The organism is Pseudomonas sp. 10C3, from assembly GCF_036346185.1.
In the GTDB taxonomy this organism is placed as follows: Bacteria; Pseudomonadota; Gammaproteobacteria; order Pseudomonadales; family Pseudomonadaceae; genus Aquipseudomonas.
Genome location: NZ_JASJVE010000011.1, coordinates 93,302 through 119,941, shown reverse-complemented (window position 1 = coordinate 119,941; position 26,640 = coordinate 93,302). Strand labels below are relative to the sequence as shown.

Genomic DNA, 26,640 nt, shown 5'->3' with positions numbered 1-26,640 from the left:
GAGCGGGTGCGAAACATGAGTACGCTCATGGGATTCCTTTGCGCGCATCGCTCCCGCCCAAGCTGCACCGGAGCAGAAGTGACGCGACGCGACCCGCCTGAATCAGTCCGTCAGTTTTTTCGCCAGCGCTCTTACCCGAACGAGATCGCCCATCGCAACCTTGGTGACGCCGGTGCCGTATTCCGGATCTGCCTTGTAAAGGAACGAAAGGATGATGTGCTTGCTTTCATCGTCGGAGGAAGATAATGAGCCGCCGAAATTCTCAATCAGATCGGCCCGCTCTTTTTTGCTGTAGGAACGGTACAGCTCTCCCGCTTGCTTGAAGTTCTGCTCACGCTGGATTTTCGCTTGCTGGGTTGTACCTGCCAACGGCAGTTGACTGTAACGGGCATCGGCCTGCTCTTCACGCGGGTTAAAGCGACTCGGCTGATAGTTAACACCCGACGTGCTGTGACCAGCGTTCATCGCACCGTCCTGATTACCGTTATTAACCGGCACTTTTGGCGCATTGACCGGCAGTTGCTGCGCGTTTGCACCCAGGCGGTACAACTGCGTGTCGGAATACGAGAAGACCCGTCCTTGCAGCAGGCGGTCTTCGGACGGCTCAATGCCCGGCACCAGATTGGAAGGCGCCATGGTGACCTGCTCGGTTTCCTGGAAAACGTTGCCCGGGTTCTTGTTCAAGACCATCTGCCCGACCTTGCGCTGAGGAACGTCTGGCCAGATTTTGGTGGCATCCAGCGGGTCAAAATCGAACGCCGCCAACGCTTCAGGCTTAAGCACCTGCACATACAGGTCCCATTTCGGAAAGTTGCCTTGGTTGATATGGGTCACCAAGTCGTTGGTCATGTGGCTGTAATCACGGCCTTGCACTTCAGCCACCTGCTTCGAGTTGAGGTTATTTATGCCTTGCAAACTCTTCCACTGGAATTTCACGTAGTGAACCTGGCCCCTGGCATTCACCAGTTTGTAGGCATGCACACCGTTACCGTCCATTTCACGGTAGCTGGCTGGCGTACCGTTATTGGAGTACAGCTCGGTCAACGTGCGGGTGGCCTCTGGGACATGGGAGAAGAAATCAAACCGACGAGAGTCGTCGTCAAGGTTGGTCCTCGGGTCCGGCTTGAACGCATGCACCATGTCCGGGAACTTGATGGCATCGCGAATAAAGAAAGTCGGAAAGTTATTGCCTACCAAATCCCAATTGCCTTCACGGGTATAGAACTTGGTCGCGAAACCTCGCGGATCGCGCAAGGTCTCAGGGGAATGATTGCCATGCACCACGGCGGAAAATCGCACAAACACCGGGGTCGTCTCACCCGCTGCGAAAACGTGGGCTTTGCTCAAGTCGCTCAGGTCGTCCGTTACCGTGAACTGACCATGGGCCCCTGTGCCGCGAGCATGCACGACACGCTCGGGGATACGCTCGCGATCGAACCGCTGAAGCTTCTGGATCAACTGCACGTCTTGCAGCAAGACCGGGCCGTGCTCGCCCGCGGTTTGCGAGTTTTGATTGTCACCGACGAGCGCCCCGTTATCGCGGGTCAGGTTTGCGGCTTGCACTGAAACGGAAAGCAGGCTGACCGTCAAAAGGCTCAGAAGTCTTCGGCGGGAAACAATTCCGAGCGCGAGGGTGGCGTTCATGCTTAAAGTCCTTTTATTAAGATTTTTAGGCGCATTCAACTGCGCCCTTCAATCCTAAAAGCAATCGCCGCTTTTTTTCGCAAAACTCACCCTATGAAACACATCTGAAAACTTGTTTATTTTCAAAAAGATAGCTTGATACAGAATCCATCTGAAAACCCTGGTAAAACTAATCAGGCAATTTTCGGTCGATTGCCAAGTCGCAGGGCGCGATGCGTATAGCTGAATTACACTGCGTTAACCCACTCATCTGTAACAAGGAACAACCTATGAGCGTACTAAGCGAGTTCAAGGCATTCGCCGTCAAAGGCAATGTGGTCGACATGGCGGTCGGGATTATCATTGGCGCGGCCTTCGGAAAAATCGTTTCGTCGTTCGTCGGCGATGTTGTCATGCCACCTATTGGGCTGTTGATCGGCGGAGTGGATTTCAGCGATCTGACCGCTACCCTCCGACCTGCAGAAGGCACTCTGCCGGCCGTGGTCGTGTCTTACGGCAAGTTTATCCAGTCGATTATCGACTTTGTGATCGTGGCGTTCGCCATCTTCATGGGCGTCAAGGCCATCAATCGCCTCAAACGCGAAGAGGCTGTTGCGCCAACGCTGCCGGCCACCCCTAGCCCGGAAGAAGTGCTATTGAGCGAGATCCGTGACTTGTTGAAAGTGCAGAACGGCAGACCGCTGGAAAGTGTGATTGCCGATCCAACCCGGCTGGGTTGATGCACCACTGATCGTTCCCCGCGTGGGAGCGGCCACTTACCAATAATTTTCCACCGCCACCTGCCCCGGGCGGCGGCTCAGACTGAGTTGCAGGTCGCGCAGTTTGAGCATCTGGCGGGTGTCGTCGATCATTTGCGGGTTACCACACAGCATGACTCGCGAGTGCTCGGGGGTCATTTTCAGCCCCGCCGCCCGCTCCAGCTCGCCGCTTTCAATAAGCTGAGTAATGCGTCCGCCCAATGCGCCGGGGTAATGCTCGCGGGTGACGGTCGGCAAAAACAGTAACTTGCCGGCGTAGTCGGCCAGATAGTCCCGCTCGGTGAGTCCGGCGATCAGTTGCTGATAGGCCAGCTCGCGGGCTTCACGCACGCTATAGACCAGAATGATGCGCTCGAATTTTTCCCACACCTCAAAGTCCTGCAGGATCGACAGGAACGGCGCAATGCCAGTGCCCGTGGATAACATCCACAGGTCACGCCCGTCGACGAAGCGGTCCAGGGTCAAGAAGCCGAATGCCTGACGATCGATCAGCAACGTGTCGCCTTCACGCAGGCGGCTCAGTTCGCTGGTGAATTCGCCGTCCGGTACCACGATGGAAAAGAACTCGAGAAATTCATCGTGGGGCGACGACACCATCGAATACGCCCGCCAGACAATGCTGCCATCGGCCTTGGTCACGCCCAGCCGTGCAAACTGACCGGCCCGAAAGCGAAAACCGGGATCGCGGGTGGTACGCAAGGTGAACAGATTCGAGGTCAATGGCGTGACGTTGAGCAGCGTCTGGTGGGTGTATTTCTCTGCGCTGGCAGTCATGGGCGCTCCTGGCTCCTGCAATTAAAAAGAGGAGCGCCCAGTGTCCCGCAAAGCGACGTCGATAAACACCGGCGGTTTGTAGTGGCATTTAGAAGAAAAGAGCGTGTTGACCATAAGCAAATGCTCTAAATACAAAAACGTATAACACCACGCCGAATCATTCCAATCTGGACTTAACAGGGCCCGTTTTTTTCGAGAGTCGTGGCCTCCTCCCGCACAAGCAGGGGGTCTATGGCAAAGTGAACCAAAAAATATCGTTCATTTGAATAGCGTGTAACGGCCAAGCCATTCACCCGATGACTTGATGCCCCCTACTGACCTCCCAGTGCAGGAAATCCCTCCTACACTGGGAATCGTATGTATCGAGTATGGAAGCTCAATCATGAACAGCTTGAACCCGGATCAACTAGAGACATTGATGGCCACTGTGGAAGAATCCGTTTGGGAAAATGCCTTTTCCTCTCGGTTAAGGCGGGGCGAAGTCCACTCTATTCAGGACCTTCGTGGCGTCAAAAAAAGACTGACACAGACACGTAATCACGAAACGACTTCATCCACAGAGTGCTACAAGAAAGTCGAACAAACTTTATGGCTGTGCCACCTGCTACGGACCTTCATGACAGAACGGTTGTTGACCCAAACCCCGCCCTCCATCAGTCCATCGCTGTCGATCCGGGAAACTGAAATACTCAAATGGTCTGCCAAAGGCAAAACGGCAGATGACATCAGTACCATCCTCAAGTTGAAAACACGCACGATCAATTTTCATATCGCCAACGCGATTAAAAAAATGGGTGCGACCAACAAAACCTCGGCCGTGGTGCAGGCTGCCTTGAACGGCATTCTCTGAGCGTTTTTTTAGCCCCTCGGAAATCCAGCAGATGTCCGGGTGCAAAAACACGTAAAATCGACGGCTTCTGCGCGCGTCTTGACATCAGAGACGTGCGCAATAGTCTCCGAAAACAGAGTTCCCCTGCCCATGCCCCTGCTTAACAGCCCTTTCGCTCAGCTCGATCTCATCCGCCAGCCTGACCAACAGAACGAGCCGTTGCAGGCGTTCGACGCAGCCGATGAATACCTGCTCAGTCATGTGGCGGAGCAGGGCCTGACTCCAGACAGCCGCGTGCTGGTGCTCAACGACAGCTTTGGCGCGCTGGCAGCCAGCCTCGCCAGCCACGCGCAGGTGATGAGTAGCAGCGACTCCTTTCTCGCCGCGCTAGCACTGGAAAAAAACCTCGTGCGCAACGGCCAGGCCTTTGATGCCGTGCCGATGATTCCGGCCAGTGACATGTTCACCGGACCGTTCGATTGGGTACTGATCCGTGTCCCGAAGACCCTGGCCTTGCTCGAAGAACAACTGATTCGCTTGCAGGGGCAACTGGCACCCGGCGCGCAGGTGATTGCAGCTGCGATGATCAAGCATCTGCCGCGCGCGGCGGGCGATTTGCTGGAGCAATACATCGGACCGGTGCAGGCGTCATTGGCGGTGAAAAAAGCGCGCTTGCTGTTTGCCACCCCGCACATCAAAGGCGTGCAGCCCTCACCCTACCCGAGCCGTTACACACTTGAAGACCCGGTCATCGAACTGGTGAATCACGCCAACGTATTCTGTCGCGAAGGACTGGATATCGGCACCCGGGCGTTTCTACCGCACCTGCCGAAAAACCTCGGCTCGGCACGTGTAGCGGACCTGGGCTGCGGCAACGGAGTGCTGGCCATTGCCAGCGCACTGGCCAATCCGCAAGCGCATTACACGCTGGTGGATGAGTCGTTCATGGCCGTGCAGTCAGCCACTGAAAACTGGCGGACCGCATTGGGTGAGCGCGAGGTTATTGTGCGGGCCGGCGACGGGCTGGCCGGTCAGGAAGCTGACTCGCTGGACGTGGTGCTGTGCAATCCGCCCTTCCATCAACAACAGGTGGTCGGTGATTTCCTCGCCTGGCGTATGTTCCAGCAAGCGCGCGATGCGTTGGTGGTCGGCGGCGCACTGTACATCGTCGGTAACCGCCATTTGGGCTACCACAGCAAACTGGCGCGACTGTTTCGCGGCGTCGAGCAAGTGGCCACAACCCCGAAGTTCGTGGTGCTTAAAGCGCGCAAGTAAAGGCACCGCCGCGATGGCGGTGCTTCAGGCAAACCGCGGCGGGACGCGTAGTTGCAAGCGCGCTCCTGCCAGGAACTTGCGCAAGCCCTCAGTGCGTGGTCAGCCCTGCCGCGTTCATGAACAGCCGCATACCGTAAGCGACTATCCCCAACGCCAGCACACTGCCGGCGTAGATCCCAACCAGCCAGGCTACGCGCTGCCAGACCGGCTTTTTCAGCGCCGGGTCCGGTTCATGGGAAGATTCTTCAGCAGACATCGTCATCCCCTCCTCACTAGTGATAGCCGTCTTCGTGGGTGACCTTGCCACGGAACACGTAGTAGCTCCAGAAGGTGTAGCCCAGGATGAACGGGATGATGAACAGCGTGCCCACCAGCATGAAGCCCTGGCTTTGTGGCGGCGCGGCGGCCTCCCAGATAGTGATCGACGGCGGCACGATGTGCGGCCACAGGCTGATGCCCAACCCGCTGTAGCCGAGGAAGATCAACACCAGCGTCAGCAAAAACGGCGTGTAGTGAGCATTGCGTGCCACGGCACGCAGCAGACCATACATCGTCACCAGTACCAGAATCGGCACCGGCAGGAACCAGAACAGGTTCGGCAGGCTGAACCAGCGGGTGGCAATTTCAGGGTGGGTCAGCGGCGTCCAGATGCTGACGATAGCGGTCACCGCCAATACCACCAAGGCTAACGGCCGAGCCAGATCGTGCATCTGCTTTTGCAGCTTGCCTTCGGTTTTCATGATCAGCCAGGTGCAGCCCAATAGCGCATAAGCGACGATCAGGGCGACGCCACAGAACATCGTGAACGGCGTCAGCCAGTCCAGTGCCCCCCCGGCGAACTGGCGATTGACCACTGGAATACCATCGATGAACGCCCCCAGCGCTACGCCCTGGAAGAAGGTCGCGGTCAACGAGCCGCCGATGAACGCTTTGTCCCACAAGTGGCGCTTATCATCTTTGGCCTTGAAGCGGAACTCGAAGGCTACCCCGCGAAAGATCAAACCGATCAGCATCAGGATCAGCGGCAGGTACAGCGCCGACAACACCACCGAATAGGCCAGCGGGAAGGCGCCAAACAATGCTGCGCCCCCCAGGACCAGCCAGGTTTCGTTACCGTCCCACACGGGGGCCACGGTGTTCATCATCACATCGCGCTCGGAATCGTCCTTGATGAAGGGGAAAAGAATCCCGATCCCCAGGTCGAAGCCGTCCATGACCACATACATCATGATCCCGAAGATGATGATCACAGCCCAGATAAGCGGAAGATCAATACCCATGACTCAATTCCCCTTGCTCAGGCTGTGAGTGTCATCACCGTCGGAGCCGTCTTCGGCAGCGGAGAGAGGACGTGCAGGCGTGCGTTGCTGGCCCGGACCACCGGGGTTCTGTTCCTTGCCTTCGTTGCTGACCGGGCCTTTGCGCACCAGGCGCATCATGTAGCCCAGACCAACGCCGAACAGCGTGAAGTAGACCACCACGAACAATCCCAGGGTCAGGCTCATCTGCCCGAAACTGTGCCCGGAAGACGCATCGGCGGTGCGCATCAGGCCGTAGACGACCCACGGTTGACGGCCGATTTCAGTGGTAAACCAGCCCGCCAACATCGCAATCAGACCCGACGGGCCCATCCACAAGGCGAGGTACAGGAATGCCCGCGAGTGATAAAGCTTGCCGCGCATGCGCAGCCACAGGCTCCACAAACCGGTAAAGATCATCAGGAAGCCCAACCCGACCATGACCCGGAACGACCAGAACACGATGGTCGAGTTAGGCCGGTCTTCAGGTTTGAAGTCCTTCAACGCGGGCACTTGCTCGGTCAGCGTGTGGGTCAGGATCAAGCTGCCCAAGTAGGGGACTTCCACGGCGAAACGGGTTTTTTCAGCCTTCATGTCCGGCCAGCCGAACAGGATCAGCGGGGTCGGCTCATTGCCGACATTTTCCCAGTGACCTTCAATCGCGGCGATTTTAGCCGGCTGGTACTTGAGCGTATTGAGGCCGTGGAAGTCGCCGATCACTGCCTGAACAGGCGCCACCAGCAACGCCATCCACATCGCCATGGAGAGCATGGTGCGAATTTGCGGGGTGTCGCGACCGCGCAATAAATGCCAGGCCGCCGAGGAACCCACAAAAAACGCCGTCGCCACAAATGCCGCTGTGGCCATGTGTGCCAGACGGTAGGGGAACGACGGGTTGAAAATCACCGCGAACCAGTCCACCGGAATCACTTGGCCATTGACGATTTCAAAGCCCTGCGGGGTCTGCATCCAGCTGTTGGACGCGAGAATCCAGAACGTCGAGATCAGCGTGCCGATGGCAACCATGACCGTGGCGAAGAAGTGCAGGTTGCGCCCGACCTTGTTCCAGCCGAACAACATCACCCCGAGGAAGCCTGCTTCAAGGAAGAATGCGGTGAGCACTTCATACGTCAGCAGCGGCCCGGTGATCGACCCGGCGAAGTCAGAGAACCGACTCCAGTTGGTACCGAATTGGTAAGCCATGACCAACCCGGAGACCACGCCCATGCCGAAGTTGACGGCAAACACCTTGGACCAGAAGTGGTACAGATCACGGTACACATCGTTCTGCGTTTTCAGCCACAACCCCTCAAGCACCGCCAGGTAACTTGCCAGACCGATAGTGATGGCAGGAAACAGGATGTGGAATGAGATGGTGAACGCGAACTGAATTCGGGCGAGATCGAGTGCCTCTAAACCGAACATAGGACTTCCTCTAATCAGGTGATACCGGCTACTGACCCGAGGTCAGCAGCGACTGCCCCCACGGATATGGAGTGCTGCGGGTTGAAATTGTTCTGTTTTGTTTCGCAACGCGGGGATTCGTGCAGCCGACGAGCATGCAAAGCCAGCAAATGCTTTGACGCAGATCAACCATTGATCAAAGAGTAGCCCTGTTTTGGATGGCGAACTGTGTGGTCGATTGTCGCGTGGCGAGTTGCCCCACGTTCGCAACACCGGATTGCTGTGTGCCCGCAGTGGCAAACAAATGTTACAAAGCACGTGATAATCTCTCGCATTCACCGCCGAGGCCACCTTTCCAATGCCTGATCAAGCACCTGAGTTGCTGCGTCATCATCGACCCTTTCTGGCTTTCTGGTTTGCGCGAATTTTCACCGCCAGCGGCTTTCAGATGTTGACCGTGGCCATCGGCTGGAACCTCTATCAACTGACCGGCAACGTTTTGGATCTGGGCCTGGTGGGCCTGGCCCAATTCATCCCCCGGGTGATTTTCATGCTGCACACCGGGCATGTGGCTGACCGTTATGACCGACGCAAGGTCTCTGCGATCTGCCAGGCGGCCCAGGCCTTGATCGCCCTGGCACTGGTGATCGGCAGCACCACCAACAGCGTCACCCCGGAAATGATCTTCATCCTTTCGTTTTTGCTCGGTGCCGCCCGCTCTTTCGAAATGCCGACCACCCAGGCGCTGTTGCCCTCCATCGTGCCCACCTCTCTGTTTCCGCGGGCGGTGGCGGCAGCACAGTCAGCGCAACAGTCGGCGACCATTGTCGCGCCGGCGCTGGGCGGCTTTCTGTTTGCGTTCGGTAGCACCTGGGTCTACGGCCCGACGGTGCTGCTGTATGTCATTGCCTGCGCGCTGATGCTCAATCTGCCTGCGCGGCAGACGCCATTGAACAAAGCCAAGGCCACCCTGGACTCGCTGCTGGCCGGGATTCGTTATATTCGCAGCCGTCCGGACATCCTCGGCGCAATTTCGCTGGACCTGTTCGCGGTCTTGCTCGGGGGCGCCACGGCACTGCTGCCGGTATTCGCCAAAGACATTTTACTGACCGGCCCTTGGGGGCTTGGTCTGCTGCGCTCGGCTCCCGCAGTGGGTGCACTGCTGATGTCGTTGTGGCTAGCGCGCTTCTCGGTCGAGCGCAACGTGGGGCGGGTGATGTTCACCGCTGTGGGCATCTTCGGCGTCGCCACCATTGCCTTCGGCCTGTCGACCTCGTTCTGGTTTTCCCTGGCGGTGCTGGTCGTACTCGGCGCGGCGGACATGATCAGCATGGTGATTCGCGCCTCGTTCGTGCAGCTCGAAACACCGGACGAAATGCGCGGCCGGGTCAGTGCAGTGAATGGCTTGTTCATCGGCGCGTCCAACCAGCTCGGTGAGTTCGAGTCCGGCCTCACTGCCCACTGGATGGGGACTGTGCCTGCCGTGGTACTCGGCGGCATCGGTACACTTGCCGTCACAGGGACCTGGATCAAACTCTTCCCCAGCCTGGCCAGGCGCGACCGAATGCGCGATCTGGTGATGGAGCAAGAGAAACAGCCAGCCTGACAGATCGCGTTGTCTTACACGACGGGCGACATTAGATAAGCAGCAACTTACCCATGGCCGCCCGCTTACCTTTACCGCACAGCTGTTCCACCAGCGTGAGTGCAAACGCCAACGCTGCACCAGAACCTTGCGCGGTGATGCAATTGCCATCGACCACCACCGGTTGATCGACGTACGTACACCCCGACAACCGATCACTAAATCCCGGATGACAGGTCATGCGCCGTTGTTTGAGCACGCCGTACACCTGCAATGCCACGGCAGGTGCTTCACCGATAGCGGCATAAAACCGTCCTGCTTTCGCCTGTTCATTCACTCGCTGGGCCAACGGCTGATGATCAGCCAAGCGCTGTGCGCCTGGCATGCCACCGGGCAAGACGATCAGGTCGAAGCTTTGCGCCAGCACATCGACCAGCATCGCATCAGCGGTCAACCGCGTGCCACGCGCGCCCGTCAACATGCGTCGGGACTCGACGCTGGCGACCAGCACTTCAATCTCGGCGCGACGCAGCACATCGATCAGGGTCACGCTTTGCAGATCGTCGATGCCGTCGGCGACGGTGATCAGGGCTCTTAACGTCATACACGAATCCTTTGCAGTGATGCGTTGAGTCTAGTCAGCTTTATATGGCCCGACAGCTTCGAGCGTCGATAACGTGCAGGGCCGAAATCCGGCCTGCTTTCCACTAAGCATCTGCTCGCCCCCATCCACACACGCTGCTGTTATGATGCGCGGCTTTTTCCGACCTACAGAAAATGTACAGGCCAGTGGCACAGTCTGTGCTTTGCTGCTTTAGTCGATTCATTCAAGGCGCAGGACGCGTCACGGGGAGCCAGGCATGCTGGAAAGGCTGTTTCAACTCAAAGCACACAACACCAATGTGCGCACCGAGATTCTTGCGGGCGTTACCACCTTCCTCGCCATGGCCTACATCCTGTTCGTCAACCCGAGCATTCTCGGCGAAACCGGTATGGACAAGGGTGCGGTGTTCGTCGCCACCTGTCTGGCGGCCGCCATTGGTTCGGCCGTGATGGGCCTGATCGCCAACTACCCGATTGCGCTGGCGCCGGGCATGGGCCTCAACGCCTTCTTTACCTACACCGTGGTCCTGCACATGGGCCACACCTGGCAAGTGGCGCTGGGTGCGGTGTTCATCTCGGCGGTGATGTTTTTCCTGCTGTCGATCTTCAAGATTCGCGAATGGATCATCAACAGCATTCCGCTGGCGCTGCGCTCGGCGATTGCGGCCGGTATCGGTTTGTTCCTGGCGCTGATCGCCCTGCACAACGCCGGTATCGTGGTCGGCAGCCCGGTCACCATGGTGGGCATGGGCGATCTGAAACAGCCGGCACCGATCCTCGCCACCCTGGGCTTTTTCCTGATCGTCGCGCTGGAAGCCCTGCGCGTGCGTGGTGCGGTGTTGATCGGCATTCTGGCCGTGACCATCGCGTCCATCGCGCTCGGCTTCTCCCCGTTCGGCGGCGTGATGTCGATGCCGCCATCGCTGGCACCGACCTTCTTGCAACTGGACATCCGGGGCGCACTGGATATCGGTCTGTTCAGCGTGATTTTCGCCTTTCTGTTCGTCGATCTGTTCGACAACTCCGGCACCCTGATCGGCGTCGCAAAACGCGCGGGTCTGATGGGCAAGGACGGCTACATGCCGAAAATGGGCCGTGCTCTGATCGCCGACAGCACCGCCGCCATGGCCGGTTCGCTGCTGGGCACCTCGACCACCACCAGTTACATCGAATCGGCAGCCGGCGTGAGCGCGGGCGGACGAACCGGCCTGACCGCCGTGGTGGTCGGGATCCTGTTTCTGCTGGCGTTGTTCTTCGCACCGCTGGCCGGTAGCGTTCCGGCGTTCGCCACGGCACCCGCCCTGTTGTTTGTTGCGGTGTTGATGATGTCGGGCCTGGCTGAAATAGACTGGGACGACATCACTGTTGCCGCACCAGTGGTAATTACCGCCCTGGCGATGCCGTTCACCTACTCCATCGCCAACGGCATCGCCTTTGGTTTTATCTCCTGGACGGCTATCAAGCTGTTGTCCGGGCGCCGGCACGAACTGAATTCGGCGCTGGTGATTCTGTCCATCCTGTTCGTGATCAAGTTGGGTTGGTTTAACGCATGAGTGTCCCTTTCGACCCTACGAGCTACAGCCATCAGCTCGCAGAAAAAACCACGCGCCTGCGTGAATTGCTGGCACCGTTCGATGCACCCGAACCGCAGGTATTTGACTCGCCCCCCGAGCACTACCGGCTGCGCGCCGAGTTCCGTTTGTGGCGCGAGAATCAGCAGCGCTTCTATGCGATGTTTGTTCCCGGCAACAACCACACGCCGATTCTGGTCGACGACTTCCCTATCGCCAGCCAGCGCATCAATGACTTGATGCCGCTGCTGCGTGCACGATGGGAAGCCAGCGCGACCTTGAACTTCAAGCTGTTCCAAGTGGACTTCCTGACCACGCTGGCAGACGATGCGATTATCACCCTCTGCTATCACCGGCCACTGGATGACGACTGGCAGGCGGTTGCGGAACAGCTCGCGGCCGACCTTAATGTGTGCGTGATCGGCCGTTCAAAGGGCCAGCGCATCGTCATCGGTCGGGACTATGCGATCGAAGAGCTTCAGGTAGCCGGGCGCACCTTCAGCTATCGGCAACCGGAAGGCTCCTTCACCCAGCCCAACGGCGCGGTGAATCAGAAGATGCTCAATTGGGCATTCGATGCCCTCGGCCAGCGCGACGACGACTTGCTGGAGCTGTATTGCGGCAACGGCAACTTCACCCTGCCCCTGGCGACTCGCGTGCGCAAAGTACTGGCGACAGAGATCAGCAAGACCTCGGTCAACGCCGCCCTGAGCAACCTTGCCGACAACGGCGTGGACAACGTGACCCTGGTTCGCCTGTCTGCCGAAGAGCTGACCGAAGCATTGAATGAAGTTCGCCCGTTCCGCCGTTTGTGGGGCGTCGACTTGAAGAGCTACGAATTTGGAAGCATCTTCGTCGATCCGCCTCGCGCCGGCATGGACCCGGACACCTGCGAACTCAGCCGGCGTTTCGAGCGCATCCTGTATATTTCCTGCAACCCGGAGACCCTTGCGGCGAACATCGCGCAACTGCATGACACCCACCGCATCGAACGCTGCGCACTGTTCGACCAGTTTCCCTATACACACCATATGGAATCAGGGGTGATGTTGGTTCGGCGATAACCGCCGACGGGGGCGCCGTAGCGATAAAGTCTGCACGCGCCCCAGTCTTCAGAACTATTTGCACTAACCCCCCCTCTATATCCGCAACAAGTCTCTGTTATGTGTAACCCTTGCCCCTGGCTTAAAATGAGGTGCATGCGCTTCAGACTGATGGTCCGACAGGGATTTGAGCCTAGGACGCACAAAAGCGTTTGAATTGGTGGGTGCCGGATGATATTGAAGAAGCGCTTAACGCAGCCAACACCATTGGCGATGATCACTTGCAACAACAGGGTCAAGGCCGCGTAGTACCCGATTCGTTTACTCACGGCTCCTCTGCACAGCGCGTGCGCTGGTTCAAAACAGGTTTCGCTCAGGGCCAACTCAATCAGTGCGACACTTTCGCCGCAAAGAGCCTTTAATCACATGATAAAACCGCTATTGGTCTTGTTGTTGAGCACCCTCCTAAGCCTTACGGCGAATGCAGCGGATACCGCGGTGAAAGCCCTCAGCCCCCAGCGACTGGCCATCAATGGCGGTCTGGCGACTGTCGGCCTGAGCAAAGACTGGAAAACGCCGCAACCCAATACCCGACGCGCCGTGATCGTCATTCACGGTCGCTTGCGCAACGCGCAAACCTACCTGCGTAGCGCCGAACGAGCGGCCTATCGGTCCGGGTATCGCAGCACTACCCTGCTGATCGCTCCGCAGTTCCTGGATCGAAAAGACATCGTCAAACACCAACTGCCGGATTCGATACTGCGCTGGCACAAAGACGACTGGATGGAGGGTGACGCGGCCATCGGGCCGGTGCCGGTGAGCTCCTTTACCGTCATTGACGAGATTCTGACAAAGCTGAGTGATCGCAAACTGTTCCCTGCCTTGCAGGAAGTGGTTATCGCCGGGCATTCGGGTGGCGCGCAGGTGGTTCAGCGCTACGTATTGATTGGCAAGGGCGGGGCCGCGCTGGAGAAAGCCGGGGTCACCCTGCGTTACGTGGTCGCCAACCCGTCGTCATACGCGTATTTCGACGCACAGCGGCCTGGACCGGTGGACAAGGCGTCTTGCCCGGGGTTCGATACCTGGAAATACGGGATGAACAAGTTGCCGCCTTACGCTGGCAAGCAAACCGTCGAGCAGATCGAACAGAATTATGTGAAGCGTGACGTCACTTACCTGCTGGGTCAGCTCGATACCGACATCGATCACCCGGCACTGGATAGAACCTGCGCCGCCGAAGCCCAGGGCGCCTACCGCCTGATTCGTGGTCACAACTTCTTCAATTATCTGCAGCAGCGCCACCCTGAAGGGCTGAACCAGCGGTTAATTGAAGTGCCTGGCGTAGGCCATGACGGCGACGCGATCTTCACCTCGCCTGAAGGGCAGGCCGCATTGTTCAGGCCGCAGTGAGCGACTCAACAGACGTCGGTTCGCAGCGGGACGCGTAGTTACACGTCAGCGCCAACATAATGTTCTATTTCAAATGGTTGTTGGTTGCTTGATAGATAGATGCTGGCTTAAAACGCCAGCATCTCGCGCAATGCAAAGCAATCGCTGGCGTACCAGTCGGTCAGTTCCGGCCATGGATTTTCGGGCAGGTTGACCAATATGGTATGGGTGCCTGCCGCACGACCACAATCGAGGTCGAAGCGGTAGTCGCCGACCATTACCATCTGTGATGGGTCGACATTCCACGCCTGAGCCAGTTTCAGCAGCCCTCCGGGATCAGGTTTTGGCGGTGCTTCGTCGCGCCCGAGAACGTCATCGACGGCAAAACAATCCGCCAGGCCAATCGCTCCGAGCGTTACATGCGCCAACTCGCGGGCATTGCGAGTGAGGATGCCCAGCCGATATCCGCGCGCCGCCAACTCACGCACCAGCTCGACAGCGCCAGCTGCAGGCTGCGACGCCAGTGCCAGCTCACGCTCGTGCTCCAGCAGCCAGGCATGCTTGGCCGCTGAAATCTCGGGCGGCAGCGCGGCCAGATGGCTGAGAATGTCATCCTGCTGCGGAATCTCCAGGGCGCGCTTGATCGCCGGAAAATCGTGCACGGCCAAGGTCAGGGTGCCATCCATGTCGAACACCCAATGCCGAACCTCCGCCAGGCTCATGCCCAATCCTTGCGATGACGGATCAAGCCTTCCTGGGTAACAGAGGCCACTAACTTGCCTGCGCGGGTGTACACGTTGCCACGCGAGAAACCACGGGAATTACCGGCCCAAGGGCTGTCCATCACGTACAGCAACCAGTCATCGGCGCGCAGATCGGCGTGAAACCAAAGGGAGTGATCAAGGCTGGCAACCTGCATATCTTTCTGCCAGACCGACTTGCCGTGAGGCTGCAACGCCGTCGTCAGCAGATTGAAATCCGAGGCGTACGCCAACATATACTTATGCAGCGCTGGAACATCCGGCAGCGGGCCGTCGGCGCGAAACCAAACGTATTTGATCGGCTCTGTCGGCTTAGGGTTGTAAGGATCAATGTCAGTTACCGGGCGGAACTCGATCGGCTTGGGGCACAGCAGTTTTTCACGCATGTGATCCGAGAGCAGGTGCGCACGCTGGCGGGTCAATTCAAGTTCCGAGGGCAGGTTTTCTGGCCCGACGACGTCCGGCATCGTGGACTGGTGCTCATAACCTTCTTCGTCGTACTGGAACGATGCGCTGCACGTGAAAATCGGTTGCCCCTTCTGGATAGCCGTGACCCGGCGGGTGCTGAAGCTGCCGCCATCGCGCACCCGGTCGACCTGATACACCACAGGCAAGGCGACGTCGCCGGGACGCAGGAAATAGCCGTGCAGCGAATGCACGTGGCGCTCGTCTTCGACCGTCTGACTGGCTGCCGACAGGGATTGGCCCAGCACTTGCCCGCCGAACAACTGGCGAAAGCCAAGGTCCTGACTACGCCCACGAAAGAGGTTCTCCTCAATGGGTTCCAGGGTTAGCAGTTCAACCAGATCATCCAGCACTTGGCTCATTCAGGGACTCCTCTCACAAAAACAATGCTGCGCCTTCAAGACTGCGGCGGGCGACGTATTCAGGCAGAGACCGAGGGTATCCCTAAGGGTTTATTCCGGTCTGCACGGCCAATGGCCAAATGATACAGAATTTGTCGACGCCAGCCTTACTCATCCCTTCAGGGTTTGCAGCCATTGTTGCCGAGTGATTCGATACAACACATGAGGTTTCAACAGATCGCCGTCAGCCAGTTTTGGATGCTCGAAGTCATCCGACAGATCATGCTGCATGCCAATGGCCTGCATGACTTTCTGTGACGCGAGATTGTTCTGCGCAGTGAAAGACACAATCTGATCCAGATCCAGCCGCTCGAAACCGCAACGCAGAGCGGTCCAGGCGGCCTCGCTGGCAAAACCCAAACCCCAATGTTCCCGCGCCAGACGCCAGCTGATCTCGACAGCCGGGGTGAAGTGAGCGTCAAAACTCACCACTTCCAATCCGGTAAAGCCGATAAATGCCCCTGTGTCCTGGCGCACCAATGCCCACAGGCCAAAACCCAGCTCGGCGAAATGCCCACGCATTCGTCCGATCTGGGCCGCGCTTTCCAGCCGACTCATGGGTGTTGGAAAATAACGCATCACCTGCGGGTCGGCACACATCGCCGCGAACGCCGGCAAATCGTCATCTCGCCACTGCCGCATCAGCAGCCGGGCACTGTTGAGTTCGAGTATCCGCTCCATCGGGTTGCTCCTATCACCATCCGGTAAATGACTTGCCGAAGTAGTACACCGCTCAGCAACCCTCAATCAAGGTGCTGGGCGGGCATGGACAATGCTGGCAACATTCAGTTTCGACCCCTGACCGGAAGTAAAATGCCCCTGCCACTCATCTACCACGATGATTACAGCCCGGATTTCCCGGCTGAGCATCGCTTTCCGATGGATAAATTCCGTTTGCTGCGCGACCACCTGATTGAAAGCGGCCTGACCACCGACGCTCAACTGTTGCGCCCGGACGTCTGCCCGAGCGATGTTCTGGCCCTGGCCCATGATCCGGCGTACATCCAGCGCTACATGAGCGGTGACCTGTCCCGCGAAGACCAGCGCCGCCTCGGCCTGCCGTGGAGCGAGGCCCTGGCGCAGCGCACAGTGCGTGCGGTGGGCGGCTCGCTGCTGGCGGCCGAGCAGGCGCTGCAACACGGCATGGCGTGCCACCTGGCGGGCGGCACGCACCATGCGCACTATGACCACCCCGCCGGCTTCTGCATTTTTAACGATCTGGCAGTGATCAGCCACTATCTGCTGGAAAGCGGTCGAGTCGGACGCATATTGATCTTCGATTGTGACGTGCATCAGGGCGACGGCACCGCACGCATCCTCGCCAACACGCCCGATGCGATTACCGTTTCCCTGCATTGCGAAAAAAACTTCCCGGCGCGCAAGGCCGAAAGTGACTGGGACATCCCGCTGCCCATGGGCATGGGCGATGACGATTACCTGAAAGTGGTCGACGATTTATTGAACTACTTGCTGCCGTTCTATCAGCCGGACCTGGTGCTGTATGACGCCGGGGTCGACGTGCACAAGGACGATGCCCTGGGTTATCTGCAACTTACCGACGCCGGGGTGGCAGCTCGCGATGAAGCCGTGCTGCGCCATTGCCTGCACCGGGACATTCCGGTGATGGGCGTGATCGGCGGAGGCTACAGCAAGGACCGCAAGGCGCTGGCGCGACGGCACGGGATTCTGCACCACAGTGCGCAAAAGGTATGGCTGTCGGCCGGATTGAACTGAGTCTTTACCGCTGCCGTCCCGCCTTAACTGTCCACAATGGCTGTGGAACTGCCTGTGGATAACCTGAGCGAAAGCCTCTCAAGGCCTTATTCTGCGTGGCCTGGCGACAGCTGTATGTTTTTTGAACAAGAGTTTTCCACAGGCTGATCCTGCGCACAGCCCTGAACAGAGCGTCTGTCCTCCGGTAGAATGCACGGCTTACTTCGCCGACCCGCAGTGCGCCATGACCCACGTCCCTCCAGCTGTTGCTCATTCAGTCGCGATCATTGGCGGCGGCCCTGCGGGATTGATCGCGGCCGAGGTCTTGAGCCAGGCCGGAATCAAGGTCGACCTGTACGATGCCATGCCCTCGGTAGGTCGCAAGTTCCTGCTGGCAGGTGTTGGCGGAATGAACATCACCCACTCCGAACCCTACCCGGCGTTTCTCTCCCGTTATGCCGAACGCGCGCCCTTCATCGCGCCGTTACTGCGCAGCTTTGGCGCCGATTCGTTGCGCAACTGGATTCACGAACTGGGCATCGAGACTTTTGTCGGCAGTTCGGGCCGGGTGTTCCCCACGGACATGAAAGCGGCGCCGCTATTGCGGGCCTGGCTCAAGCGCCTGCGCGAATCAGGCGTCACCCTGCATACCCGCCATCGCTGGCTGGGCTGGAACGCCCAAGGTGAGTTGCGCATGGCTCACGCTGACAGCGAACAAACGATAAAACCCGACGCGGTCCTGTTGGCGTTGGGCGGCGCCAGTTGGGCGCGGCTCGGTTCGGATGGCGCCTGGCTGCCCTGGCTGGAACAACGGGGTATCGGCATCACAGCCCTGCAACCGAGCAACTGCGGGTTTGAGGTAGCGGACTGGAGCGAACTGATGCGCAGTAAATTTGCAGGCGCCCCGCTGAAGAACATCGCCATCGGCCTGCAAGGACAAACGCCTCGCTTGGGCGAATGTGTACTGACCGAGTCCGGCGTCGAGGGCAGCCTGATTTATGCGTTGTCGGCGCACATCCGTGAGCAGATCAATCAACAGGGCTCGGCGACCGTATACATCGACCTTCTGCCAGGCAAGGAGATTGGAAAAGTCCAGGCAGCGCTGGCCAAACCACGCGGCTCGCGCTCAATGTCCAAGCACCTGCACAGTCAGTTGGGGATAGACGGGGTCAAGGCGGCGTTATTGCGCGAACTGGCGCCAGCTGAGTCGTTCGCCGATCCGGCGCTACTGGCCAAGGTGCTGAAGGCTTTGCCGCTGACACTGGTCAAAGCACGACCGCTGGATGAAGCCATCAGCACCGCAGGCGGCGTACCGTTCGAAGCGCTGACGGAAAACCTGATGTTCAAACAGCTACCGGGCGTGTTCTGCGCCGGAGAAATGCTCGACTGGGAAGCCCCCACCGGTGGCTACCTGCTGACGGCGTGTTTCGCCAGTGGCCGCGCGGCGGGGTTGGGCATGCTGGAATGGCTTCACAGCAACGCCCTGTAGCCGCGCGCTTGCCCGCTATGGTGGACAGCGCGCGCTCTACATCAAGGCTTTTTCTTGCGTGGCCCGGTATTGAACACAGGGACTTTGCGCACAGCCTTGACCATCGGCACGTCAGCGGCTGTTTCGCCGCTGTCGACCCATTTGCCCAAGTTACGTTTGCCACCGCCTGACACTTTGGGTTTTTTCGGCTTCTTCGGCTTTTTCAGAATCTGGCCGCTGGCGTCGGTGGTCGGCACGCGATGCTCCGGCTCGAAATCCTGTTCTTCATGACGCTCCAGAGTCTGGCGGGTCAAGGTTTCGATGGCAGACAGCAGCTCCACTTCGTCGGCGCAGACAAACGAAATCGCTTCGCCAGTCAAACCCGCACGCCCGGTCCGCCCGATCCGGTGGATGTAGTCCTCGGCCACGATCGGCAGGTCGAAGTTGATCACGGTCGGTAAATCGTCGATGTCCAAACCGCGTGCGGCAACGTCGGTAGCGACCAGAATCTGGACCTCGCGGGCCTTGAAACGGTCAAGCGCACGCTGACGGGTTGCCTGCGGTTTGTCACCATGAATACCATCGGCGTTGATGCCCAAGCCTTGCAAGCGCTCGACCAGTTGATCAACACCCACGCGGGTCTTGGCGAATACCAGCACCTGACTCCAGTGCTGCTTTTTCAGCAGATGGATGAACAGTTCGGTCTTGCGCTTTTTGTCTACCGGGATCACCCACTGCTTGACCGAACTCGCCGCGACGTTGCGCGGGCTGACTTCAATGGTCAGTGGATCATCAAGCATCTGCCCGGCCAGTTGGCGGATTGCGTCGGAGAAGGTCGCGGAGAACAGCAAGGTCTGACGACGCTTGGGCAGGGCCGCATAGATATCACGCAGCTCTTCGGAAAAACCGAGGTCGAGCATACGGTCAGCTTCATCGAGAACCAGGATTTGCAATTGATTAAACTTCAGCGCTTTCTGCCGATAGAGATCCAGCAGGCGACCTGGGGTTGCCACCAGTACATCGACCCCGCTGCGCAGCTTCATCATCTGCGGATTGATGCTGACGCCGCCGTACACCGCGTAAGTTTTTAGCGGCAGGTTTTCGTTGTACTGCTCAATGTTTTCATGAACCTGTTCCGCCAGTTCGCGGGTCGGCACCAATATCAGTGCGCGCACCGAGTTGGCCGCCACTTTTGGGCCTTCCATCGTCAGGCGTTGCAGCAACGGCAGGGCAAAGCCTGCGGTCTTGCCGGTGCCGGTCTGGGCGGCGGCCATCAAGTCGCGGCCGGCCAGCACCGGAGGAATCGCCTGTGCCTGCACAGGCGTCGGAGTCTGGTAGCCGAGGGCCGTAACGGCACGCAACAAGGGTTCGATCAGGCCGAGAGTGGCGAATGTCATGGGGATACCGTAGGGAAAATTCAGCGCAAGGCGCGCAGTTTACCCTGTCCGCACCGATCCAGCCTGTTCCTGTTTTTGTTCCGGCTGTTGTTCCAGGGCAGGTTGCTTGCGCCACTGTGGCAAACCGATCAGCACCACCGCGCTGATGATGACTGCCATCGCCATGCACTCTTCGACGCCGATGTGTTCACCCGCGAACAAAGTACCCAGCAGCACCGCCACGGCTGGGTTGACGTACGCATAGCTGGTCGCGGCCGCCGGGCGCACGTTTTTCAGCAGGTACATGTATGCGCTGAACGCCACGATCGAGCCGAACACCACCAGGTACGCCAAGGCGCCCCAGCCTGCTGCGCTCGGCATTGTGTGCAGATGCTCACCGCTCAAGGCGCTGCCGATCAACAGCACCACACCGGCGACGATCATTTCCGCCCCGCTGGCGATGGGACCGACTGGCAACGGCAGGCTTTTACTCCAGACCGAACCGAACGCCCAAGAGGCTGCCGCGAAAATCACCAGCGCAGCGCCATACGGGCTGGACTGCAGATTGGACCCCATATTAAGCAGGCCGATACCGATCAAGCCCAGGAAGATTCCGGCCCATTCCAGACGGGTGTTGCGATGCCCCCATAACAGACCAAACAGCAGTGTGAACAAGGGCACAACCGCCACAGACAGGGCCGCGACACTGGACGTCACGCCCAAATGTTCGGCCACCGTGATCCCTCCGTTGCCACAGGCGAGCAGCAAAAAGCCGATCATCCCCGCCGCCTTCCATTGCGTCCAGGTCGGTGCAGGGGTCCCGCGAAAGCGCATGAAGGCATAGAGCAGGCACCCGGCAATCAGAAAGCGCACCCCGGCCATCATCAATGGCGGCCAGGACTCGATGCCGATGCGAATCACCAGGTAGGTCGATCCCCAAATCACATACAAAGCAAAGAAAGCGCCAATCAGGAGCAATGGAAAGCGGCGTGAGTTCGACATACCAGGCTCTTAAGTCAGTTTTTATGATGACTTATCTTATGAAAGTGGCAGCGTAAAAATAAGCAGTAAACCCTGTTTATTCACAGCCAATACTTTTCAAAGAACGGATGTTTGGCTTATAAACAGTACTTTCGAAAGTTGGCCAAAGGTGCGTGATGACCCTGGATAAATACGATCGAGTCTTGCTCGATGCGCTGCTGAAAAACGGTCGCGCTTCTTTTGCGCAATTGGCGCGCCTGGTCAACCTGTCGGCCCCCGCAGTGGCCGAACGCGTGGCCAAGCTGGAGGCCTGCGGCGTCATCACCGGCTATGAGGCGAAAGTGGACATGGCCAAGGTCGGCCTGCCGATTCAATGCGTGATCGAGTTGCGCCTGGCCAGCCATGGTAATCAGCAGGCCTACGATGATCTGGTGCGGATTCCCGAGCTGACCCAATGCCACCGCGTCACGGGGGACCCGTGCGTGATCATGCAGGCGGCTGTCGGTTCGATGCCGGAATTGGAGGACCTGATCAACCGGGTGGCACAGTTCGGTTTCAGCAAAACCTCAATCGTGCTGTCGACAGCGATTGATCGGCGCATGCCGCTGGGCCATCTGGACGGTAACGGGAAAGCCTGAAAGGCCGCGCTTAAAAACCGCGCTGACGCTTCAGGGCTTCGCTGATTTTAGCTGCGGGGACTTTCTGCAAGGTGCACAGGAACTGATGGGACACCCCGGCGATGCCATGAGTCTGCCGCAGTTCATTGGCCAGGTGCGCCGTGAGGTTGGCCGCCATCTCCGCATCGGCCATGGCCCTGTGCGCCTTGCCCGTGTGCGGCAGCTTGGCCCACGTAGTCAGGGTGCCCAGTTTGTGGTTCGGTGCACCCGGCATCAAGCGGCGCGCCAACAGCATCGAACAGGCAAAGCTTTGTTCGCGACTGCGTTGAATGCGCGACAGTTCGTAGTCCCAGAACTTCTGGTCGAATGAGGCGTTATGCGCCACCAGCGGCGTGGTGCCGACAAAATCTGCCACTTCATTCATGACCTGAGTCGCCGACGGTGCCGTGCGCAGCATGCTGTTGCTGATGCCGGTCAGCCCTTCGATAAACGCGGGGATACGCACCCCGGCATTCATCAGGCTTTGGTAACGCTCGACAATGCGCCCCTGCTCCATGATCACCACGGCAATCTCGGTGGCCCGACAGCTGTTGTTGGGGGAAATGCCGGTGGTTTCAAAGTCGATGACTGCAATGCGTTCCAAACGTGATCCAACCCGTCAAAAATTTCAAAAACAAAAAAGTCAGTGTTTCAGCCGATCAGTTTTTCAACAGCAGCGCGCCTTCGATCGGCACATAACGGCTGGCGGCGCGAATCAGTGAGTTGGCGGTCAACCCTGGCACGCCATAGGCGATGGCCTCAACCCCGTGTTTGCTGATGATACGCTCAAGCAGCAGATCGAAGTCGCCATCACCCGACGCCAACACCACCTCATCGACATGCGGCGCGGCGTCCATGATATCGATGGTGATACCTACGTCCCAATCGCCCTTGGCCGAGCCGTCGCTGCGCTGGATGTAAGGTTTGAGTTTCACCGTAAAACCCAGATTGCGCAGAATCTGCTGGAACTGCTGCTGTTTGCTGTCACCCCGATCAATGGCGTAGGCATACGCCTCGACAATCTGCCCGCGCTGGCTGATATCGGCCCACAGGGCGGCGTAGTTGAAGTGGCAACCATAAGCCTGGCGCACGGTGTAATAGAGGTTCTGTACATCGGCGAACACCGCAATTTTCTTCACCGGAAATCCTCATGGCGCAGGCGTGCGCAAGCTGGCAGCAACGACCCGGGAATTGGGTCGGTGCTCAGTATGCCAGCTTGGGGGATATTTGAAGAGAAGGGGTGTTACCCCTGTAGACGTACTTCAATCAGACGAACGAGTCGTCATCGTCGGAAAACGAACCGCCGTCATCATTGCCGTAGTCGGTATCGGCGAAGCCACCCTGGTCGTTGCCATAGCCACTGTTGTCGGTCACGCGCTGATTGTCGTTACCCCAGTCATTATTGCTGCTGTTGTCATTGGCCTGGCTTGGCTCTTCCTTGATCACCTCGACCACTTCCTGCGGTTGCTGGTTGTTATGGAACAGGCTACTGATGCCTTGTGCCAACATCACACCACCCGCTACACCGGCTGCCGTCTTCAATGCGCCACCGAGAAATCCACTGCCGATAGGCGCGGCAGGTGCTTGTGGTTGAAACTGGCCTTGAGGCGGGGCAGCGTAATTGCCTTGTGGAGCGTTGTATGGTGGTGGGCTTGCCGAAGGTGCTGGTTCGCGCCAGCCACCGGAAGAAGGCTGCGCGGCTGCCGGACGAGGTTGCGAGAACGATTGTGGCTGGGCTTGAGGCTGGGCATCGCGCGAGCCACCAAAGATGCTCGACAGGAAACCGCCGCCGCTTGGCGCCGGAGCCGCCGCCTGAGCTTGCGCTTGTTGCAGTTGGGCCTGCAGTTGCTTGACCTGCTCGGCGAGCTGTTTGCCGTGCTCATCGAGTTGTTTGATCGCCGCTTCTTGCACCAGGATCGCCTGCGCCATGTAGTACGGGGCGGCTGGCTGCTGGTTCAGATGCTCCTTGATCCGTGCTTCAGCCTGGGCATCCCGGGGGGCTGAATCCGCTTCGGCTTGTCTCACTTTCGAGAACAGGCCATCGATCAGGGTTTGTTCTTCGCTGTTCATGGCGACCTCGTTAGATTGCCGTTAAAAAACATCGCCCAGTCAGATTGACCAGACGTAATCAAGATAATGGGGTTGATCGACGCCGTTTCAATAGAGGCTTCAAAAAGTTGCCTCACCCGTGGATAGGTCTCTGGGTAAAGTGCGCGGTTGGCCCGCCATCGGCCATACGCTAAAGTGTGGCACCGCTTTTTGCCTTGCGATCCCGATCAATGAATCCGCTGACCGTTCTACAAGACTCGCTGTATTTTTTTCGGCGCAACCTGACCAGCATCCTGATGCTGTGCCTGCCGCTGGTGGTGGTCGAGGCATTGAGTAAACAAATGCTCAGCAATGCACTGGCCGCTGACGCCTCGCCTGCTTACGAATTACTCGTTGGCCTGCTGTTCTACCCGCTGTATACCGGCGCGCTGATTCTGTTCCTGGACGCCCGCACGCGCAGCGAACAACCGCGTAAACGCGATTTGATGGCCATGGCGTTGCGGCTGTGGCCGACCTTTGCCGTACTGTCGGCCTTGAGCACGCTGCTGATCATGTTTGGCTTGTCGATGTTCGTCATTCCCGGCATCTGGGTGATGGTCAAACTGGTGTTCTCCGAGTACCTGCTGGTCTTGCGCGGGATGACGCCACTGGCGGCCATGCGCGAGAGCATCAAGATGACCCAAGGTCATTTTCTGCGGATCCTGGCCTGCGTGCTGTGCGTCTACGTGCCCTTGTCGGTACTTGAAGGGGTCAGCCTGTTCATCCTGCCAGAACCGCTGAGCATGCCGGTTTCCTTGATCATCGACAGCACCAGCAGCTTTTTGCAGTTATTTACCAGCGTCGTGATGTTCCGCTTGTTCATGCTGATCGACGACGCCCCGGAAAAGGTTTGACCTGCCAAGCCTCTGCCCCTTTGGCAACACCTCAGCTATGCTCAGGCTCATCTTGCAACGCGATTCAGTCATTGAACGTTCTGCGTTCTAAGTTGAGCCGATGACCCGTTTATTGCGCTACATCTTGATTGGCCTGTTGGCGATTGGCTTGATGTGCCTGCTGATCTACAACCTGACCTGGCATCCCGCAGCACGCGAGCTGCTGCAGGCCAGTTGTAAAAACCCGGCACCGGTATTGGTGCCCGGCCAAGCACTGAAAGTCATGACCTGGAATATCCAATACCTGGCCGGCAAGCGTTATGTGTTCTGGTACAACATGGCCGATGGCAGCGGCCCGGATGATCGCCCTACGCAGGAAGACACTGCCTACAACCTCGATGAAGTGGTTCGAGTGATCCGCGATGAACAGCCGGACATTATCCTCCTGCAAGAGGTGAACGACGGCGCCAAAAGCACTCACTACGACAACCAGCTGACGTTGCTGCAAGAGCGGCTCAGTGACCTGTTCCCCTGCAGTTCGGAGGCGTTTTACTGGAAGGCCGACTTCATTCCGAGCCCGCATATCTTTGGCAGCGTCGGGATGAAACTGGCCACCCTGAGTCGCTACGAAATCGAACACGCTGAACGCATCCAGCTACCGCAACCCTCGACCCATCCGATTCAGCGCCAGTTCCAGCCCAAACGCGCCCTGCTCGTGAGTTACCTGCCACTGCGCGATGGCGGACAACTGGCAGTGATCAATACGCACCTGGACACCTTCACTCCGAACGACGACACGCTGCAGCGCCAGATAGAGGCGACCGGCAAACTGCTGGATACATTCGAGAGTCGCGGCACGCCTTGGTTGATCGGGGGCGATTTCAATCTGTTGCCCCTCGGACAATACCAACGGCTGGCCCCGGAACTGCGCAGTGAATACATGCCAGACAGTGCATTGCACAGCCTGTGGGACAAGTACCCGATGATCCCGAGCAACACTGAAGTCGGCGGTGTTGATCGCGGCAAGTGGTTGACCCACTTCCCCAACGACCCGCGCATCAGTGGCCCGGACCGGACCGTGGATTACTTTTTCTACAGCCCGCGACTCAAGCGCATAGACGCTCAGGTGCGCGGGGACGACACCCTGTTGATCTCTGATCACTTCCCGGTGATAGCGCGGTTCCTGCTGCCGATGCTGCCTTAAGACCGCATCGCCCACTTCGCGGGTAGCCCGCGCGGTCGTGCCCAGCAAAGAGTTCGAATAGCTTCCTGTTAACCGGGCACCAGGAAATGTTCGTAGCCAAGGACAGGCGCCTGCCTTGCCGATCCAGATCTGAGCAGAGCAGAGCAGAGCCATCCTCAGAGTTGCCCTATAGCGCCAATGGAGACCAACTCGAAAAATCTATACTTTTCTTTGGCCGCCGCTTTTCTGGCTAGCTGCTCGGCATCAAAACGACTCAACGTATTGGCATCGTGAATGAACAGGCTCTCTTCGCCTTCGAACTCCCGTGTCACCCGAAGGGTAACGCGAAGCCCGGTGGAAGCTCTTTTTTTAGGCTTCGGTACTGCTGCGGGCGGTGAGACCTGTCTTTGCTCTGGTTCCTCTGGTGCAGCCTCGGCTTTGATATCAAGCCCCAAAGCGTTTCGCATTTCTTGCTCAGTCAGTCCTGTATTCATTACGACATCTTTTTGGGGGAGTTAAGTGCCACTTTATAGACACGAGAG

At 58.4% G+C, this 26,640-nt stretch carries 27 protein-coding genes and 1 pseudogene; 13 read left to right on the top strand and 15 right to left on the bottom strand.

The window, feature by feature from the left end; all coding sequences use genetic code 11:
- Positions 1-102: 102 nt before the first annotated feature.
- Positions 103-1,644: a catalase gene (locus QN399_RS12695; RefSeq protein ID WP_330201001.1), complete on the bottom strand. Its 1,542-nt coding sequence runs from the start codon at positions 1,642-1,644 to the stop codon at positions 103-105.
- A gap of 269 nt (positions 1,645-1,913) precedes the next feature.
- On the opposite strand from QN399_RS12695, the gene mscL reads away from it, so the two are divergent.
- Positions 1,914-2,363 (top strand): large-conductance mechanosensitive channel protein MscL, encoded by a 450-nt coding sequence (gene mscL, locus QN399_RS12690; RefSeq protein ID WP_322182067.1) that lies wholly within the window; start codon positions 1,914-1,916, stop codon positions 2,361-2,363.
- Positions 2,364-2,399: 36 nt separating this feature from the next.
- On the opposite strand, the gene QN399_RS12685 is transcribed toward mscL, so the two are convergent.
- Complete coding sequence (locus QN399_RS12685; protein ID WP_330201000.1) at positions 2,400-3,176, bottom strand: ferredoxin--NADP reductase; 777 nt, start codon at positions 3,174-3,176, stop codon at positions 2,400-2,402.
- Between the two features lie 382 nt (positions 3,177-3,558).
- On the opposite strand from QN399_RS12685, the gene QN399_RS12680 reads away from it, so the two are divergent.
- Complete coding sequence (locus tag QN399_RS12680) at positions 3,559-4,026, top strand: LuxR C-terminal-related transcriptional regulator (RefSeq protein ID WP_322182071.1); 468 nt, start codon at positions 3,559-3,561, stop codon at positions 4,024-4,026.
- A 129-nt stretch (positions 4,027-4,155) separates the two neighbouring features.
- The gene (locus QN399_RS12675) at positions 4,156-5,280 is read left to right on the top strand and encodes a class I SAM-dependent methyltransferase (RefSeq protein ID WP_322182074.1); all 1,125 of its coding nucleotides are present in this window, start codon (positions 4,156-4,158) and stop codon (positions 5,278-5,280) included.
- A gap of 88 nt (positions 5,281-5,368) precedes the next feature.
- On the opposite strand, the gene QN399_RS12670 is transcribed toward QN399_RS12675, so the two are convergent.
- From QN399_RS12670 to QN399_RS12660, 3 genes are read right to left on the bottom strand one after another with little or no spacing between them, the layout of a single operon-like run.
- Positions 5,369-5,536 carry a DUF2474 domain-containing protein gene (locus QN399_RS12670; RefSeq protein WP_322182076.1) on the bottom strand — a complete coding sequence of 56 codons (168 nt, stop codon included), beginning with the start codon at positions 5,534-5,536 and terminating at the stop codon, positions 5,369-5,371.
- A gap of 16 nt (positions 5,537-5,552) precedes the next feature.
- Positions 5,553-6,560, bottom strand: a complete 1,008-nt coding sequence (gene cydB / locus QN399_RS12665; RefSeq protein ID WP_322182078.1) for a cytochrome d ubiquinol oxidase subunit II — start codon at positions 6,558-6,560, stop codon at positions 5,553-5,555.
- Positions 6,561-6,563: 3 nt separating this feature from the next.
- Positions 6,564-8,003, bottom strand: coding sequence for a cytochrome ubiquinol oxidase subunit I (locus tag QN399_RS12660; protein ID WP_322218072.1), 1,440 nt, complete (start codon positions 8,001-8,003; stop codon positions 6,564-6,566).
- A gap of 337 nt (positions 8,004-8,340) precedes the next feature.
- Here QN399_RS12660 and QN399_RS12655 point away from each other — a divergent pair, with 337 nt between their 5' ends.
- Positions 8,341-9,588: an MFS transporter gene (locus tag QN399_RS12655; protein ID WP_330200999.1), complete on the top strand. Its 1,248-nt coding sequence runs from the start codon at positions 8,341-8,343 to the stop codon at positions 9,586-9,588.
- A gap of 31 nt (positions 9,589-9,619) precedes the next feature.
- Here the strand turns inward: QN399_RS12655 and QN399_RS12650 are convergent, their stop codons facing one another.
- The gene (locus QN399_RS12650) at positions 9,620-10,171 is read right to left on the bottom strand and encodes a DJ-1 family glyoxalase III (RefSeq protein WP_322182084.1); all 552 of its coding nucleotides are present in this window, start codon (positions 10,169-10,171) and stop codon (positions 9,620-9,622) included.
- 256 nt (positions 10,172-10,427) lie between these two features.
- Between QN399_RS12650 and QN399_RS12645 the strand changes: the two genes are divergently transcribed.
- The 4 genes and pseudogenes from QN399_RS12645 to QN399_RS12630 all read left to right on the top strand — a co-directional run bounded on the left by QN399_RS12645 (position 10,428) and on the right by QN399_RS12630 (position 14,194).
- Positions 10,428-11,723, top strand: coding sequence for an NCS2 family permease (locus QN399_RS12645; RefSeq protein ID WP_322182086.1), 1,296 nt, complete (start codon positions 10,428-10,430; stop codon positions 11,721-11,723).
- A complete protein-coding gene (trmA, locus tag QN399_RS12640; RefSeq protein ID WP_330200998.1) occupies positions 11,720-12,805 on the top strand; it encodes a tRNA (uridine(54)-C5)-methyltransferase TrmA in 1,086 nt (361 codons plus the stop codon). The genes QN399_RS12645 and trmA overlap by 4 nt, the downstream gene beginning before the upstream one ends.
- A 179-nt stretch (positions 12,806-12,984) precedes the next feature.
- Positions 12,985-13,206: pseudogene (locus QN399_RS12635) on the top strand (neutral zinc metallopeptidase); the annotation flags it as partial.
- A gap of 4 nt (positions 13,207-13,210) precedes the next feature.
- Positions 13,211-14,194 carry an alpha/beta hydrolase gene (locus QN399_RS12630; protein WP_322182090.1) on the top strand — a complete coding sequence of 328 codons (984 nt, stop codon included), beginning with the start codon at positions 13,211-13,213 and terminating at the stop codon, positions 14,192-14,194.
- A gap of 107 nt (positions 14,195-14,301) precedes the next feature.
- Here QN399_RS12630 and QN399_RS12625 read toward each other — a convergent pair whose 3' ends face one another.
- The 3 genes from QN399_RS12625 to QN399_RS12615 all read right to left on the bottom strand — a co-directional run bounded on the left by QN399_RS12625 (position 14,302) and on the right by QN399_RS12615 (position 16,481).
- Positions 14,302-14,895, bottom strand: a complete 594-nt coding sequence (locus QN399_RS12625; RefSeq protein ID WP_322182092.1) for an HAD family hydrolase — start codon at positions 14,893-14,895, stop codon at positions 14,302-14,304.
- Positions 14,892-15,761, bottom strand: coding sequence for an acyl-CoA thioesterase II (gene tesB, locus QN399_RS12620; RefSeq protein ID WP_323565669.1), 870 nt, complete (start codon positions 15,759-15,761; stop codon positions 14,892-14,894). Before tesB ends, QN399_RS12625 begins: the two co-directional genes overlap by 4 nt.
- Positions 15,762-15,911: 150 nt before the next feature.
- On the bottom strand, positions 15,912-16,481 hold the full coding sequence (locus QN399_RS12615; protein ID WP_322182096.1) for a GNAT family N-acetyltransferase: 570 nt from the start codon (positions 16,479-16,481) through the stop codon (positions 15,912-15,914).
- Between the two features lie 132 nt (positions 16,482-16,613).
- On the opposite strand from QN399_RS12615, the gene QN399_RS12610 reads away from it, so the two are divergent.
- Both QN399_RS12610 and QN399_RS12605 read left to right on the top strand, forming a co-directional pair.
- Positions 16,614-17,534: a histone deacetylase gene (locus tag QN399_RS12610; RefSeq protein WP_322182098.1), complete on the top strand. Its 921-nt coding sequence runs from the start codon at positions 16,614-16,616 to the stop codon at positions 17,532-17,534.
- 223 nt (positions 17,535-17,757) lie between these two features.
- Positions 17,758-19,002 carry a TIGR03862 family flavoprotein gene (locus QN399_RS12605; RefSeq protein WP_330201019.1) on the top strand — a complete coding sequence of 415 codons (1,245 nt, stop codon included), beginning with the start codon at positions 17,758-17,760 and terminating at the stop codon, positions 19,000-19,002.
- Between the two features lie 41 nt (positions 19,003-19,043).
- Here QN399_RS12605 and QN399_RS12600 read toward each other — a convergent pair whose 3' ends face one another.
- Positions 19,044-20,378, bottom strand: a complete 1,335-nt coding sequence (locus tag QN399_RS12600) for a DEAD/DEAH box helicase (protein WP_322182100.1) — start codon at positions 20,376-20,378, stop codon at positions 19,044-19,046.
- Positions 20,379-20,417: 39 nt separating this feature from the next.
- Complete coding sequence (gene yedA, locus QN399_RS12595; protein ID WP_322182102.1) at positions 20,418-21,359, bottom strand: drug/metabolite exporter YedA; 942 nt, start codon at positions 21,357-21,359, stop codon at positions 20,418-20,420.
- Between the two features lie 161 nt (positions 21,360-21,520).
- On the opposite strand from yedA, the gene QN399_RS12590 reads away from it, so the two are divergent.
- Positions 21,521-21,976 carry an Lrp/AsnC family transcriptional regulator gene (locus QN399_RS12590; protein WP_322182876.1) on the top strand — a complete coding sequence of 152 codons (456 nt, stop codon included), beginning with the start codon at positions 21,521-21,523 and terminating at the stop codon, positions 21,974-21,976.
- A gap of 10 nt (positions 21,977-21,986) precedes the next feature.
- Here QN399_RS12590 and QN399_RS12585 read toward each other — a convergent pair whose 3' ends face one another.
- The 3 genes from QN399_RS12585 to QN399_RS12575 all read right to left on the bottom strand — a co-directional run bounded on the left by QN399_RS12585 (position 21,987) and on the right by QN399_RS12575 (position 24,064).
- Positions 21,987-22,598: a 3'-5' exonuclease gene (locus QN399_RS12585; protein ID WP_322182104.1), complete on the bottom strand. Its 612-nt coding sequence runs from the start codon at positions 22,596-22,598 to the stop codon at positions 21,987-21,989.
- A 55-nt stretch (positions 22,599-22,653) separates the two neighbouring features.
- Positions 22,654-23,133, bottom strand: coding sequence for an NYN domain-containing protein (locus QN399_RS12580; protein WP_322182106.1), 480 nt, complete (start codon positions 23,131-23,133; stop codon positions 22,654-22,656).
- A 127-nt stretch (positions 23,134-23,260) separates the two neighbouring features.
- Positions 23,261-24,064 (bottom strand): DUF2076 domain-containing protein, encoded by an 804-nt coding sequence (locus QN399_RS12575; protein WP_322182108.1) that lies wholly within the window; start codon positions 24,062-24,064, stop codon positions 23,261-23,263.
- Positions 24,065-24,273: 209 nt separating this feature from the next.
- On the opposite strand from QN399_RS12575, the gene QN399_RS12570 reads away from it, so the two are divergent.
- Entirely contained in the window at positions 24,274-24,936 is a 663-nt protein-coding gene (locus tag QN399_RS12570; RefSeq protein WP_322182110.1) for a YciC family protein, read from the top strand.
- Positions 24,937-25,036: 100 nt separating this feature from the next.
- On the top strand, positions 25,037-26,119 hold the full coding sequence (locus QN399_RS12565; protein WP_322182112.1) for an endonuclease/exonuclease/phosphatase family protein: 1,083 nt from the start codon (positions 25,037-25,039) through the stop codon (positions 26,117-26,119).
- 155 nt (positions 26,120-26,274) lie between these two features.
- On the opposite strand, the gene QN399_RS12560 is transcribed toward QN399_RS12565, so the two are convergent.
- Positions 26,275-26,592 (bottom strand): hypothetical protein, encoded by a 318-nt coding sequence (locus QN399_RS12560; RefSeq protein ID WP_322182114.1) that lies wholly within the window; start codon positions 26,590-26,592, stop codon positions 26,275-26,277.
- Between the last annotated feature and the right edge of the window lie 48 nt (positions 26,593-26,640).